General features: G+C 59.8%; 13 protein-coding genes, 1 tRNA gene and 1 pseudogene. 6 read left to right on the top strand and 9 right to left on the bottom strand.

Annotated elements, in window-relative coordinates:
* Positions 1–31: 31 nt before the first annotated feature.
* Positions 32–1,267 carry a cytochrome-c peroxidase gene (locus tag PhaeoP97_RS06495; RefSeq protein WP_338048685.1) on the bottom strand — a complete coding sequence of 412 codons (1,236 nt, stop codon included), beginning with the start codon at positions 1,265–1,267 and terminating at the stop codon, positions 32–34.
* 147 nt (positions 1,268–1,414) lie between these two features.
* Between PhaeoP97_RS06495 and PhaeoP97_RS06490 the strand changes: the two genes are divergently transcribed.
* Positions 1,415–1,876, top strand: coding sequence for a tetratricopeptide repeat protein (locus PhaeoP97_RS06490; RefSeq protein WP_040104133.1), 462 nt, complete (start codon positions 1,415–1,417; stop codon positions 1,874–1,876).
* A 58-nt stretch (positions 1,877–1,934) separates the two neighbouring features.
* Here PhaeoP97_RS06490 and PhaeoP97_RS06485 read toward each other — a convergent pair whose 3' ends face one another.
* From PhaeoP97_RS06485 to PhaeoP97_RS06460, 6 genes are read right to left on the bottom strand one after another with little or no spacing between them, the layout of a single operon-like run.
* Complete coding sequence (locus tag PhaeoP97_RS06485; protein WP_072504380.1) at positions 1,935–2,993, bottom strand: TRAP transporter substrate-binding protein; 1,059 nt, start codon at positions 2,991–2,993, stop codon at positions 1,935–1,937.
* Positions 2,994–3,038: 45 nt separating this feature from the next.
* Positions 3,039–4,514, bottom strand: coding sequence for a TRAP transporter large permease (locus PhaeoP97_RS06480; RefSeq protein ID WP_072504379.1), 1,476 nt, complete (start codon positions 4,512–4,514; stop codon positions 3,039–3,041).
* On the bottom strand, positions 4,514–5,104 hold the full coding sequence (locus tag PhaeoP97_RS06475) for a TRAP transporter small permease (protein WP_072504378.1): 591 nt from the start codon (positions 5,102–5,104) through the stop codon (positions 4,514–4,516). Before PhaeoP97_RS06475 ends, PhaeoP97_RS06480 begins: the two co-directional genes overlap by 1 nt.
* A 58-nt stretch (positions 5,105–5,162) precedes the next feature.
* On the bottom strand, positions 5,163–5,684 hold the full coding sequence (locus PhaeoP97_RS06470; protein ID WP_014879807.1) for a flavin reductase family protein: 522 nt from the start codon (positions 5,682–5,684) through the stop codon (positions 5,163–5,165).
* A complete protein-coding gene (locus tag PhaeoP97_RS06465; protein ID WP_072504377.1) occupies positions 5,684–6,574 on the bottom strand; it encodes an aldo/keto reductase in 891 nt (296 codons plus the stop codon). The genes PhaeoP97_RS06470 and PhaeoP97_RS06465 overlap by 1 nt, the downstream gene beginning before the upstream one ends.
* A complete protein-coding gene (locus tag PhaeoP97_RS06460) occupies positions 6,574–7,728 on the bottom strand; it encodes an LLM class flavin-dependent oxidoreductase (RefSeq protein WP_072504376.1) in 1,155 nt (384 codons plus the stop codon). The genes PhaeoP97_RS06465 and PhaeoP97_RS06460 overlap by 1 nt, the downstream gene beginning before the upstream one ends.
* A 101-nt stretch (positions 7,729–7,829) precedes the next feature.
* On the opposite strand from PhaeoP97_RS06460, the gene PhaeoP97_RS06455 reads away from it, so the two are divergent.
* Together PhaeoP97_RS06455 and PhaeoP97_RS06450 are read left to right on the top strand one after the other, a co-directional pair.
* Complete coding sequence (locus PhaeoP97_RS06455; protein ID WP_072506339.1) at positions 7,830–8,540, top strand: GntR family transcriptional regulator; 711 nt, start codon at positions 7,830–7,832, stop codon at positions 8,538–8,540.
* 8 nt (positions 8,541–8,548) lie between these two features.
* The gene (locus tag PhaeoP97_RS06450; RefSeq protein ID WP_072504375.1) at positions 8,549–9,655 is read left to right on the top strand and encodes a Gfo/Idh/MocA family protein; all 1,107 of its coding nucleotides are present in this window, start codon (positions 8,549–8,551) and stop codon (positions 9,653–9,655) included.
* A gap of 21 nt (positions 9,656–9,676) precedes the next feature.
* Here the strand turns inward: PhaeoP97_RS06450 and PhaeoP97_RS06445 are convergent, their stop codons facing one another.
* Positions 9,677–10,996 (bottom strand): ATP-binding protein, encoded by a 1,320-nt coding sequence (locus PhaeoP97_RS06445; protein ID WP_072504374.1) that lies wholly within the window; start codon positions 10,994–10,996, stop codon positions 9,677–9,679.
* Between the two features lie 84 nt (positions 10,997–11,080).
* Here PhaeoP97_RS06445 and PhaeoP97_RS06440 point away from each other — a divergent pair, with 84 nt between their 5' ends.
* Both PhaeoP97_RS06440 and PhaeoP97_RS06435 read left to right on the top strand, forming a co-directional pair.
* Positions 11,081–11,995: an MBL fold metallo-hydrolase gene (locus PhaeoP97_RS06440; RefSeq protein WP_072504373.1), complete on the top strand. Its 915-nt coding sequence runs from the start codon at positions 11,081–11,083 to the stop codon at positions 11,993–11,995.
* Positions 11,996–12,083: 88 nt separating this feature from the next.
* Positions 12,084–12,158, top strand: a tRNA-Asn gene (locus PhaeoP97_RS06435).
* 753 nt (positions 12,159–12,911) lie between these two features.
* Here PhaeoP97_RS06435 and PhaeoP97_RS06430 read toward each other — a convergent pair.
* Positions 12,912–13,595, bottom strand: coding sequence for a phage portal family protein (locus PhaeoP97_RS06430; protein WP_072504372.1), 684 nt, complete (start codon positions 13,593–13,595; stop codon positions 12,912–12,914).
* Positions 13,596–13,651: 56 nt separating this feature from the next.
* On the opposite strand from PhaeoP97_RS06430, the pseudogene PhaeoP97_RS06425 reads away from it, so the two are divergent.
* Positions 13,652–14,254: pseudogene (locus tag PhaeoP97_RS06425) on the top strand (IS5 family transposase); the annotation flags it as partial.
* Positions 14,255–14,272: the final 18 nt, after the last annotated feature.

Raw genomic sequence — 14,272 nt, 5'->3', positions numbered from 1 at the left:
AGCGCGCGCGGAGTCGCGACCCATCCAATGTTCAGCGCTTTGCCCCATCAACGGGCAGGCCGCTGGGAACGGCGGAGGGGACAGACGATTGCTGTGCGCGTGCTTTTTCGCCGGTCAGCGCCGTGAGAAAGGCGACCAGCGCCGCGATATCCTGATCGCTCAGGTCCTGACGCAGATAGATGTCGCGGGTCCGCGCCTGACGCGCCATCTCGAACCGGTCCTGCTGCACCACAAAATCTGTGGCGGCCAGCCAGGGCACATCTGGCAATTGCAGATCGTCAGGCATCCACGCCGAACGGCTTGCGACTGGATCAAGATGGTGCCGGATCATCCGCTCCAGTGTCGGGAAAGCGCCATTATGGCCATAAGGGCCAGTCAGTTCCACATTGCGCAACATAGGCGTGCGGAACCGGTAGGCGTCTGCCAGATCATCGCTTTCGCCCATACGACCGACGTCCCGGGCATAAGGGTCAAATCGGCGCGCGCGACCAGGGCCGAAGGCCGGCAAACCGAGGGCGTAGAAGTTCTGATCCGAAAACAGCGGCCCAGCATGGCACCCGCTGCATCCGGCAGAGCCAAAGAACAGGTCCGCCCCGGCTTTTTGCTGCGCGGTCAGGGCGGTGTCATTCCCCGCCAGATAGGCATCAAATGGGCTATCAACCGAGGTGAAATCCTGCACCATGAACTGGGCCAGCGCCTCGGCAATATCTGTGATTTCCACATCCTCCGGTGCCGAGATGTGATCAAAGGCGGCAACGAACCCTCCGCGATAGTCCGGCAAGCTGCGGACGCGTTTGGCAATGATCGGCCAGACCAGATCAATCCTGTCGCGGGTGGCGCCTATCACCTCATTCTCGCCGACATTGCCTGCCATCTCTACGCTGGAGGTCATGGGGAACAAGGCCTGCGCAGCCAGCAGCGATTGCAACCCTTTCGGCAGCCATTCCTCCGCCGGGGTGTTGAAACCATTGCCATAGATGGGATCCTCGCTGATCCGCCCGTCATGCATCAGCACGCGGATGGATGTCGCCCCGAGGTTCCAAAGCGCTGGCGCATTGCGCGGCACACGTTTCTGCACCCGGTTTGCGCCTCTGCCGGACAGACGCGCAGGTCCCAGCCCCTCTGCCCCCTCGCCCAACCCCAGCGACAATCCATCAGAGGTGCCATGACGCGGATGATGACAGGTGCCGCAGCTGATATTTCTGTTCCCCGACAGGATCTTGTCATAAAATAGCAATCGCCCCAGTTCCGCCTTCGCCGGATCCACGGGTATAAAATCGCCGGGCCTCAGCGATGGCGGCAGCTGCGGTTCCTCTGCCAGGGCCGCCCTCGTACAAAGGCCAAGGGTCAGCACGACACAGGAGAGCACATGCGCAAGAGATGGAAACCGGTTCTGGTCGCGGTGGCGCTGTCCATGACCAGCCTGACGATGACTGCGCCTCTGCCCGCTTGGGCTGAAATCGAACAGGCCCGCGATCTGATGGAGGCCGGGCAGTTTGCGGCGGCGCATGATGCGCTTTGGCCTGCGGCGCGATCCGGCAATGCCGATGCGGAAGAGTTGATCGGCGTGATGTACGCCATGGGGCTGGGCGTTGAGCAAGACGATGTCCGGGCCTTTGAATGGTACCTGCGCAGCGCCATGAAGGGGCATCCGGGCGCGCAGTCCGGTATCGGGTGGTACTATGAAATCGGCCGTGGGATGCCCGCCCCCGATCTGGTGCGCGCCTATATGTGGTACACGCTGTCGGCCATCGGCGGTGACCCTGATGCGGCCATCAGCCTGGAAGAAGTGGTCAAGAAGATGACCCCGGCAGAGATCGATAAGGCGCATGTTCTGGTCGAGGATTACAAGGTCTGGATGTATCCATTCCGGTGAGGGACAGGCAGGCGGCGCAAGGTGACCCCGCGCCGCCCGGTATTTTCTCAAGACGGTATCAATTCAGATCTGCCGCGCGAGCCGCGCTGACGTCGGCTTCTGCCTCGGCCACGGCCTCCGCCAATGCAGTGAAGATCTCATCACCGCGGGTCACGTTGGACTTAAACCAGTCATAAACCGGCTCGGCAGCGGATTTGAAAGCGGCCTTCTGATCTGGCGTGGGCACATAGAGATCACCGCCGCCCGCGACAAAATCCTCATAGGCCTGGATCGACTTGCGCTTGGGCGAAGCAAACGTCGCCTGCTGCAGCGCATAGAACCCGTCCACGACAACCTGACGCATGTCCTCCGGCATATCCATGAAGGTCTTGTTCGACATCCACCACAGCGCGCCCATATAGGCGTGACCGTCCAGCGTCACATATTGCAGGCCAGCATCCGGGAACTTCATGCCCATAATATCGGTGATGCCGTTCTTGGACCCTTCGACCACGCCGGTCTGGAACGAGGTGAACAGCTCAGGCCACGGGATCGGTGTCGGGGAGGCCCCCAGCGCCTTCACCAGTTCCTGCGGCAAGTCGGCAACGACAGTGCGGATTTTCAGACCTTCCATGTCGGCAGGTTCCGCCACACGACGCTTGGTATTGGCAAAGTTCCGCCAGCCGCCGGTATTGCCAACGGTCATCAGTCGAATGGAGTCGCCGGAATCCTCCAGCGCCATCTGGCGCATGGCACGGGTAAAGTCACCCGACAAGACATGTTCGGCGATCCGATCGTCGGCCATCAGATAGGGCAGATCGAGCACCTGAACATAGGGAAACAGCCCCGACGCGCCACCGGAGGTGGAGATATAGACGTCAATCGAGCCGTCGGCGACGCCCTGCAGGCATTCTGCCCCATTGGAGCAAAGCTGCGTGCCGATGAACAATTCAACCTCGATTGCGCCGTTTGAGGCCGCCTCGACGTAGTTTTTGAACACCACCAGACCGTCGTAATCCTCGTCATTCTCGTTTGAATTCGCGGTTGCGCGGATCTTGTAATCTGCCGCATAGGCCGACAGGGCTGTGCCTGCCATCAGGGCTGACAGGGCCACTGTCTTTGCCAATTTCCTGAGCATTCTTATCTCCTCCTGTTGCTCTTTTATTTGGTTTTTCGGTCGTCCTTAGTTCAGAAACCCGGTCAATCGCGGAATGGTCAGCGAGATGGCCGGAACAAAGGTGATCAGAAAAATCACCGCTATTTCAATCGCCAGAAACGGCAGGATCGCCTTGGCAATAGTGGTGACACGCTCCTGTGAGACGGCAGCGGCCACAAATAACACCAGCCCCATGGGCGGGGTCGCAAGGCCGACTGTCAGGTTCACACACATGATGATGGCGAAATGCACAGATTCAACGCCAAGATCGGTGAACACCGGCCCAAGGATCGGACCAAGGATGATGATCGCAGGTCCTGCATCCAGAAACATGCCGACGACAAACAGCAGCAGATTGATGAGGAACAGCAGGATCAGCGGGTTTTCCGAGAGCGTCAGGATGAAATCGGCCAGTTGCTCCGGCGCGTGACTAAGGCTGACCACGGTCTTGAACGACATCGCGGCGCCCACCAGCAACAGCACCACGGCAGAGGTGATCCCAGCGCGCGAAAACACCTGCGGTAGGTCCGCCAGCCGCATCGATCCCAGCACCAGAAAGCTGATCAGCAGCGCATAGGCGACAGCCACTGCCGCAGCCTCCGTCGGGGTGAAGACGCCAGCGAGAATGCCGCCAAGGATCAGGACTGGCGTTTGTAATGGCACCACGGCCCGTTTGCAGATTGTGCGGAACGCCGGGCTGACCACCCGACGCAGCCCCAGCATCAACCCATGTGCAAACAGCACCGCCCCAAAGAAGGCAAGCCATTTCATCTGTGGCCCGGCCCCCTCGGCCAAGGGGACAAACTGCGCCAACAGCAGGCCAAGGTTCAACCGCACCAATCCGAGGGAGAACCAACGCTCCATCACGCCGATCTCAACACTGTCGAAGACCACCCGCCGCGCGGCCGGCAGCTCATACCGGTCGGCCATGGCGCGGACCATGATCATCAGGCCAACGCCCACCAGTACACCCGGCACAATCCCTGCGAGGAACAGCGCAGCGACGCTTTCACCCATGACATAGGCATAGATGATCATAATACCCGAGGGCGGAATGATCGGCCCGATCACCGAACTGGCAGCGGTCACGGCCGCCGCGAATTTCCGGCTGTACCCTTCGCGCTCCATTGCAGGGATCAGCATGGAACCCAGCGCCGAGGTATCCGCCACGGCAGAGCCAGAGAGCCCCGCAAACAGGATCGACGACAGAATATTCACCTGTGCCAGCCCGCCGCGCAGATGCCCCATCAGGGCCTGCGAAAACTCGACGAGTCGCACGGTGATGCCACCCCGGTTCATCAGCTCTCCCGCTAGCATGAAAAACGGGATCGCCATCAGCGGAAAGCTGTCCATCCCGTTATAAAGATTGCGATACAGTAGGGTCAGGTCGCGCTCTTGTCCGTTCAGCCACAGCAGCGCCCCCGGTGCTGCCAACAGGCAGAAAAACACCGGCAAGCCAATCAGGAGAAGGAACAGAAACAGCGGCAGGAACCAGATCAACATCACTCCGCCCCTCCGATGCTCAGCCCCGGACGCTCCGGCAGGCGATCTCCCTGGCCAAACAATCGCACGATGCGTTCGAGGATCAGCTCGATATTCACCAGAATTAACAGGCCCAGCCCCACCACAAGCGAGAGCATCATCCAGCTGCGCGGCACCCGGAACCAGCTGTCGAACCCCAGCGATGTCGGCAGGTAGAGCGAAGCTGTGGCAAAGCGTCCGCCAAGCCCTGTGACCTCCTTGTAGCCGATCTGGAGCCCCACGATCAGCACGGTCAGGCCAATCATCAGAAGCAGCAGTTGCAAGAGGTGAAACAGCCAGCCTCGCAGCAGGGAGTCGACAACATCAATGGCGACAAAACCACCGCTGCGCAGTGCCGTGGGCGCCATCAGCCCAGTCATCCACAACATGCAGAACCGCGCAGCCTCATCCGGCCAGGGTAACGCGCTGCCCAGCACATAGCGAAAGAAGACCTGAATCAGGATTGCCAGAACCATCAGGCCAATGGCAAAAACGCCCACCCAACGACCGGCTGCAAGCAAGCCGGTGTTGAGTGGGCGCAGTATATTCAGGACAGATAGAACTGCCGTCATCGCGTCTCTCTCCTCCCCTTGTGCCGCCCCGACCTCCCTCGGTGCGGACAACCGGCCGCTAACTTGAGGCGGCGATCTGGCCCATCTGGCCCTTGTAGAATGTCAATGCATCCCCTTCTTCGCGCATGGTGGCGCGGTCCACATGTCCCAGCACAATGGCGTGGTCCCCTCCGTCATGGATAGCTGAGCGGGTGCATTCAAAGCGCGCCAGACAGTTCTCCAGGAGCGGCACACCGTTCTCGTTCTGCGCAAGCTGCAAATGGTTCAGCCCAAAAGCATCTTTTGCGACCTGCCAACACAGATCATCCTGATCCGCCGCCAACACATGGATGGCGTAGTGGCGGGCCTCCTCAAAATAGGGAAAGCGGCGCGAATTGCGGTCTGGCGACCACAGGACCAGCGGCGGCGTCAGCGAAACCGAGGTGAAACTGTTGGCGGTGATCGCCACCACACCCTGCTCGGACGCCGCTGTCACGATGGTGACGCCAGTTGCGAACCGGCCAAATGCGTCGCGCAGCAGTCGTGTGTTATCTGGTGCCGGGACAAAGCTATGTTTCCCCTGCCCTGCATGCGCAGACATCATGCGACCTCCCGGCCCAATGCCGCCTCATACAATTTGAACCAGGTCGGGCGGTCCAACTCGACCTTCAGCGCGTCAGAAGCCTGTTTGATCCGCGCCAGGTTGTTGGTACCCAACACCGGCAGGATCCGAGCGGGGTGCCGCAGCAGGAAGGCTATGGCGACGGCGGCGCGGTCAACGCCCTGCGCCTGCGCAATTACATCTAGCCGTTCGGCCAATTGGCCGCTGCCGGTCATTAAGCCTCCGCCGCCAAGCGGCGACCAGGCCATCAACGGATGGCCCAGACGCTGATGAAAGGCCAGATCGCCATTGGTGAAAGGAGTGACCTCAGAGAGCGAAATCTCAATCTGATTGGTGGCCAGCGGCGTCTTCATAGCAGATTGCAGCAGTTCCCAATCCCAGGGGCGAAAATTCGACACACCCACGGCGCGCAATTTGCCTGCGGCGACCAGCTCATCCAGTACAGCGCCGGTTTCGATATGATCCATCAGCGGATCCGGGCGGTGGATCAGCAAGAGGTCGATGTGGTCGATGCCCATCTCCGACAGCGAAGTTTCCACTGACCGGGTGATATGCGTGGCCGAGGTGTCGTAATGTTTGACCGTCGCACCGGCATAGCGACCGACCGGGGCCACAATATCGCATTTGGTCACGATCTCCATCCGATCCCGCAGTGCCGGATTGCCCTTCAGCGCCTGCCCCAAAATCCCCTCAGCCGTGTACCCGCCATAGATATCCGCCTGATCAAAGGTGGTGATGCCCTGCGCCAGACACGCCTCGATCTTGGCCTCGACATGGGCGGATGAGGTGTCGCTGTCATCGCCCAGGCGCCACATGCCATAGACCAGACGGCTGAAATCAAGCCCTTCTGCGATCTTGATACGTTCCATCAACGACGTTCTCCATTCCCTAAGGGTGTTGCCGGGGTCGATTGCGGTACCCGGCCATATTCATGCGGCAGCGAGCAGGTTTTTAGATGTGGCATCACCCGTGCCCCGAAATGCCGCGCTTCCTCCAGATGCGGATAGCCGGACAGAATAAAGGCGCGGATACCCATTTTCTGATAGGCTTCCAGCTTGGACATGACCTGATCGGTGGATCCGACCAGCGCCGCCCCGCAACCAGAGCGTGCCCGCCCTATCCCTGTCCAGAGGTTCGGTTCAATAAACCCGAATTCATCGGCAATATCGCGGTTCTTGGCCTGATGCGCCACACCAAGCGAGGTGGCATCCAGCGCGCGATCCCGGATGGCCTTACCCTGTGCATCATCCAGTTTTGAAACAATATGATCAGCGTATTCATAGGCTTCGGCCTCGGTGTCGCGCACAATGACATGCACCCGCAGCCCGTAATCCAGCGTGCGACCATAGGTTTCCGCTACACTATGCACGGCCTTCATACGCCCCGCGAGCTCTTCCATCTTTTCCGGCCACATCAGATAGACATCGCAGTGCTCACCGCACAGCTCCAGCGCCGCCGGGGAATAGCCACCGAAATACAGCAGCGGCCCGCCGGTCTGATAGGGTTTCGCCGGATCGGTGGTCAGCCCCTCGAACTGATAAACCTCGCCATTGTGGTTGATCTCATCGCGGGTCCAGGCTTGTTTCAGGATCTCCACCACCTCGCGTGAGCGTTGATACCGGAAGGCGCTGTCGGCTTTCTCGCCTGGAAAATCGGAGGAGATGATGTTCACCGTCAGCCGCCCCTCCAGCATGTGGTCCAGCGTCGCAAGAGTGCGCGCCAGCATGATCGGCTGCATCTCACCGCAGCGCACCGCTGCCAGCATATTGATCTTGTCGGTAATCGGCGCGCAGCCTGCCACAAAGCTGAGAGTGTCCTGCCCCACCTGATAGGACGACGGGCACAGTATGTTGCGAAACCCCTGCGCCTCGGCCTCTTTCACGATATCGGAGCAATGCGCCCAGGATGACCGCAGATCCCCAGCTGGCACACCAAGGAACTGGTAGTCGTCGGAGCAGAGCGCGGCGAACCAGGACACTTCAACCGCATCAAGATCCGCAGATGTTACTGGAACAACGCTCATCACCCTCTCCCTCGCACTTGGCAACTTAACTCTTGCATAACCCGCGCCTTGATGTAGATCAATGGTGCATCAATTTTTTCCACATCGTGACGATTGGCCCCATGTCCACCCCTCGCACCTCAGGCACTGCACTGCCGCTTTACCTTCAGATCAGTGAGGCGCTGACGCGCGAAATCGCGGCCGGACGGCTGGCGGATGGCGAACGCCTGGCACCGGAACGCCAACTGGCACAGACCTATGGAACCACCGTAAGAACGCTGCGCAAAGCCCTGTCAGAACTGGAAAAACAGGGTATGCTGGAGCGCATCCAAGGCTCAGGCAACTATATCCGCACAACGCAAACCCTGCCGAGCGTCTATTCAATGTTTCGGCTGGAACTTCCCAGTGGCGGGGGCCTACCGACAGCGGATATCCTTTCGGTTACGGCATGCGAAAAACCTGCGGATCTGCCCGAATTCGGGTCCAGCGCTGAGGGCACACGCATCCGCAGACTGCGCTATCTGGACAGCACGATCATCGCAGTTGAGGAAATCTGGCTGGATGCCGCAGCGGGTCATGTGGATCCCGCCCAACTGTCTGATTCCCTTTACCGCTATTACCGCCTGCAACTGGGGTTCTGGATCAGTCGCGCCGAGGATCGCGTCTCACTTGGAACAGTCCCCGACTGGGCGCCAGCGCAGTTCACCAAGCCTCCCGGCACCACTGTTGGCTTTATCGAACGGCTAAGCTGGGCCCAGGAACCGGCCCCGGTTGAGTTTTCGCGAACCTGGTTTGACACGGAAAAGGCGCTCTACGTGCAGCGCCTCACTTAGGAGGAAACATGTCCGGACCCACCACCTACGGGATCATCGGCTGCGGCATGATGGGCCAGGAACATCTGCGAAATATCGCGTTGCTGGACAACACGGCAGTTGGCGCGATCTATGAACCAAACGCCACCATGCGTGAGATTTCGGCTGAACTGGCGCCAAAGGCCCAGTTCATGGACAGCCTTGAAGCGCTGCTCAACCACCCAGACCTTGATTGCCTGCTGATTGCCAGCCCCAACTTCCGCCACCTCGAACAGCTGGAAGCGCTGGCCGAACATCGCCCACTGCCGGTGCTGGTCGAAAAGCCGCTGTTCACCAGTCTCGCCGATCTTGGGCGGCTGGATGCCTTTGCCGCGCGCTATGATACGCCGGTCTGGGTGGCGATGGAATATCGCTACATGCCGCCAGTTGCCGCCTTCCTGCGTGATGTCGAAGCAGCCACCGGCGGAGTTAGAATGCTAAGCATCCGCGAACATCGCTTTCCGTTTCTGGAAAAGGTTGATGACTGGAACCGGTTTGACGCCAAATCCGGCGGCACCTTTGTTGAGAAATGCTGCCATTTCTTCGATCTGATGCGGCTGGCCCTGGGATCAGAACCCGTCCGAGTGATGGCCAGCGGCGGGCAGGATGTGAACCATCTTGATGAGCGCTACAGAGATGGTGTGCCTGACATCCTCGACAATGGCTACGTGATCGTCGACTTCCGCGGCGGCGCGCGCGCCATGCTGGAGCTGTGCATGTTTGCCGAAGGTGCGGAGTACCAGGAGGAGATTGCCGCCGTCGGCCCCATAGGCAAAATCGAAGCCTTTGTGCCCGGACCGGGTCGGTTCTGGCCCGCCCATCTAGGCACGCCTCCGCTGCCAAAGCTGGTGACCTCACCGCGCAGCCCGAAAGGTCCGGTAACACAAGCGATTCCCGTTGATCCCAAGCTTCTTGAGGCAGGTGATCACAACGGATCCACCTTCTATCAGCACCAAAAGTTCCTCGAACTGGTTCGCGGTGAACGCGTCGCTGCAGAGGTGACCCTTCATGATGGGCGGATGGCAGTGCTGATGGGGATGGCGGCACAGATCTCCATCGCGGAGCGACGCAGCGTAGAGATATCAGAGCTGATCTGAGCCCTCTGCGGTGACAGGGTATTACAGGCCGATCACGATGTCGGCTTGTAACCCTCCCAAGGCGACGCTTTGTTCCAGCCGCAGCGTGCCGCCATGGGCGCGGGCGATATCCGTCACGATGGCAAGTCCGAGACCTACGCCACTGCCCAGATCCTGATTGCGCGCCGGATCCAGCCGGGTGAAGGGGCGCGTCGCCTCGGCCCGGTCGGCCTCGGCGATACCAGGGCCATCATCCTCAACCCGGATACGCAAAAATTTCTCGGTCATGGTCACGGACACCCGCGCCCGCGTGCCGTAGCGTACTGCGTTGGAGATCAGGTTTTGGACCGCACGCCGTATCGCAGACCCGCGTAGCATCACCTTGCCCTTGCCGCTCATCTCACCCAGCATCACATCCTTACCCTGTCGGCGCCAACCATCCACCAGCAGCGTGATCATCACATGTGGGTCGACTTCCTCCGGCTCACTGGTCGAAACCCCACGCGAAAAATCAAGAAACGCATCCAAGAGCGCCTGCATCTCGTCCACATCCTGCCGCAGCGGTTCAGCGTCCTCCTCGTCCAGCATCGACAGGCCCAGCTTCATCCTTGTGAGTGGGGTGCGCAGGTCGTGGCTCACCCCCGAGAGCATCAGGGTCCGCTGCTCCATCTGCCGCTCGATCCGTGCGCGCATGTCCAGAAACGCGCTGCCGGCCGCCCGCACCTCATTCGCGCCGCGCGGTGAATAAGGCTCCGTCCGCCCCCGCCCAAAGGCCTGCGCCGCATCAGCGAGCTGTTTGATCGGGCGCAGCTGATTGCGCATGTAGACAAAGGCGATGATCGTCATCAGAAAACCAAAGGCGATCACTGTCACGATCAGCTGGTGCGGTGCCGCCGCAGTCACCCGGCGCCGATCAAATACCAGCGCCATCGGGCCGTGATCACTCGCAAGCACCAACTGGACCCGGCGGGTGTTGGGGAACTGCGCTGAAATGAACTGCGGCGCAGTGGTCTCCAACGTATTGCGCACCACCCGTCCAGAAAATTCCAAGAGCCCCATCTGATCCAATGGCACCGGCTCCCTTTGTTCCAGAAACCGAAGCTGCATCTGCAAGGGTTGCAACAGAGGTTCTGCCAGCAACAACGCCTCCTGCTGACTGGCAGCCGGCGCCATGGTCTGCTCCAGCAGTCGCAATTCCCGCAGCATGGTCAGGGTCATCTGGACCGTCAGGTCCTCGAGATCGCGCTTGATGAACACAACCGAGACCACCAATTGCAGCGTCACAATCGGCACCAGCAGAATAAGCGCCGCCCGCCCGTACAGGCTGCGCGGCATATAGTGTTTGAGCCATTGAAAGAACATGCGCTACACCTACCCCGCGACCCCGCCGCTGAAAAGCAAAACGCGCACCCCCTGCGCCCCGTTTGTTACCAAGGATCAGACCTGATGCAGGCACCCGATGATTTCAATCCCCCCGCCGGGATCGCCGAAACGCTAGAACCCGGGTTGCGCCGGATCCTGGCCCCAAACCCGTCGCCGATGACCTACCGGGGCACCAACACCTATTTGATCGGCGCCACCGATGTTGCGGTGATTGATCCCGGTCCAGCGAGTGAGGCGCATCTGCAGGCGATCCTGACCGCCCTGGAACCAGGTCAGCGCATCAGTCATATTCTGGTCAGCCACAGCCATCTGGACCACTCCCCTCTTGCCCGCCCGCTGGCAGAGGCCATTGGCGCGCCGGTCTATGCCTTCGGCGACGCCATCGCGGGACGCAGCGCAGTGATGACATCGCTTGCCGACGCAGGTCTGGCCGGTGGTGGCGAGGGCATTGATATCGGATTCGCGCCGGACATCTGTCTGCGGGATGGGGAGACATTAACCGGCCCCGACTGGCAGCTGGAGGTGATCCATACCCCTGGCCATCTCGGCAACCATATCGCCTTGGCTTGGGGGGATGCCTGTTTCACCGCTGATCACGTGATGGGCTGGGCCAGCTCTCTGGTCTCGCCCCCGGATGGCGATCTGACCGATTTCATGGGCTCATGTCGGCGGCTGGCTGCCCGCGACTGGCGGGTGTTTTACCCCGGCCATGGGGCACCGGTTACCGCTCCCGCCGCCCGCCTTGCATGGTTGACCGAGCACCGCACGGGGCGAGAGGCCGCGATCCTTGCAGAACTCACTGCCGGTCCCGCCTCCGTCACCGAGCTGACAGCGCGGATATACACCGAAACTCCGCCCTCCCTGCGCATCGCTGCTGAACGCAATGTGTTTGCACACCTCGTTGATCTTGCGGGAAAATCACGAGTTGCAACGGATGGCCCCCTATCATTCGGTGCGCGTTTCAGAACTCTGCGCTGACCCTGCCGGGGTGGTGCTCTTTTTTTCCAAAAAACCGCAAAACCGCTCTGGACGCCAGCGGATCGCAACGCTATACGGCTCAGACCGTTCCGGCGTAGCTCAGCGGTAGAGCAGTTGACTGTTAATCAATTGGTCGTAGGTTCGATCCCTACCGCCGGAGCCAAAGATTTCAAGGGCTTAGAGGTTTGATCCTCTAGGCCCTTTTTCTTTTGGGGAACGCCGGGGGAACAAATCACTATGTGTTAGGTTTGTTCCCAACAACTGATTGCGCCCGACGTGATTCATCTGTTGGCCCAAGTCTGATTTCCCGGCAGGTTGATGCTACGCTTGGTTCTGATTTGCGCATCGAAGGGCATTGTTATGTTTAAGGCGCTTTTAGAATGTCTGTTCGGAACACCGAGTAAGGATGAAGAATCGAGTTCACCGGCTACCGTGCAAACTAATACCCGAAGTGTGCAAGCACCTGCCTCCCCAAAACGAAAACTGACTTTCAACCCCGATACGATCACCAGCGACGCTATTGATGGAGCATTCGAGCACTTAGGCTTGCTAATACCGTCTGTGAAGCCCTCTATTGAGGCCGCTATCTATCGCTGCATGGCTGAAGGGTTCAAAGCTGTGGCTCTGTCACATCGAAAAGACGGGGAGCAACTGAGCAAAGAAGAAAAGAAAGCGTTTGGGATCAGGTCGAACGCCTTCATGTCCAAGCGGGCCGCAAGTGAGTTGTCCGAGAAGGGCACGCTGAAACCGCTAGAGGCACATTATCTAACACTATGGCGCGCAGATTTTACGATAGATCGTGCCAAGCGCATTCTGACAGCCTCTGGCCACGAGTTCGGACGTATCAGCCAACTTGGCGCTCACCGTGACGGCTGCGCTTTCTGCACCGAAAACTACGATTCATATATTGACCCATTCACAGCATCGCCTTTCCCACCCGCAGAGTGTCCCAATGCAGCTTGCGGGATGATGTACCATGCATCTGTTGATTGGGTAGCGGTGCACAAAAGTCGGTGTTAGACGCCCACCCATCCCAATCGACCAGCGCCAATGCTTGCGACGGGTCCACGCCCGCTTCCTTTGCCATTGCCAGTGCTTGAATGATGCCAGCCGCAGCGCGCGCACGTCCGCCAGCGTCAAAGGCTTGTAAGGGGCGCATAACGTCAATGGTCACGGAGTTGCCCAGCTTGTTTTGGGCTCCCTCTGCCAGTAAGGCGCAGATCGGCTGCAAGGTCCATTGGGCTAGGTGGCGTTGCGCTTCCCTCACCATCGGACCGGTAGTGCTGGCATTGGCAAGGGCGGGCAGAACCCCATAAGCGTTGCTGATAGATTGCCGTGCGCTTTCGAGCGTTTCCAGAGACATGCTTTTCTGCATATCCGGGGTCACGCCCGACGCCTTCCAGTCTTGCGCCGGTGCTGGACCACCTGCCGCCGTGATCGCCACGCTTTCCCGCAACAGAACCCGGCCACGCTTACCACGGAACCCACGCGCCAGAGCATCCATGTCGGTATCAGCCGCCTCTGGAAATGGCACGATCTGAGACCCAAGCGGCATACTATCATAAGCCTCGGTCAATGCGGTTTCCAAGGCTGCCAGCATGTCTGCGGTCAGGCTGGCACGTCGCAAAGGCACTGAATGTCAGCCTGTCCTATAGCGGAGGCACTGGCCCCCTGAACCTGCTGATCGATCGTACAGGTATCAAATCCGAGGGTGAAGGCGAATGGAACGCGCGCAAGCACGGCGGCGCCAAACGCCGGATTTGGCGTAAGATACATATGGGGATTGATGAGGAAACGCTGGAGATACGGGCGGTCGAAGTCACGACCAGCAATATCGGCGACGCGCCGATGCTGCCAGAGCTAATCGATCAAATTTCACCCGACCAGACCATCGGATCAGTCACTGCCGAAGGGGCTTACGACACGTGCAAATGCCACGACGCGATTGCCGCTCGCAATGCCAACGCCGTCATACCGCCACGAAAAAACACCAAGCCGTGGAAACCCGCCAGCGCCGGGGCCGTCGCTCGCAACGATGCGATCAATGCCTCACGCTATCTCTGTCGAACCATCTGGAAACGGTGGAGTGGGTACCACCGCAAAAGTCGCGTCGAGACCAAGATGCATTGTGTGAAACGCCTGCGCCAATCTTTGATGGCGCGCGACTTCGAACGGCAGGTCGCGGAAATCCAGATCCGTGTTGCCGTGCTCAATCGCTACACTGCTCTTGGCACACCTGTCACACAGGCTGTAGGATAAGTCCGTCCGGGGAAAGGG

Source organism: Phaeobacter porticola (genome assembly GCF_001888185.1).
Taxonomy (GTDB): Bacteria; Pseudomonadota; Alphaproteobacteria; order Rhodobacterales; family Rhodobacteraceae; genus Phaeobacter; species Phaeobacter porticola.
Note: the sequence above shows the minus strand (reverse complement) of the source record. Positions and strands in the feature narration are given on the sequence as shown.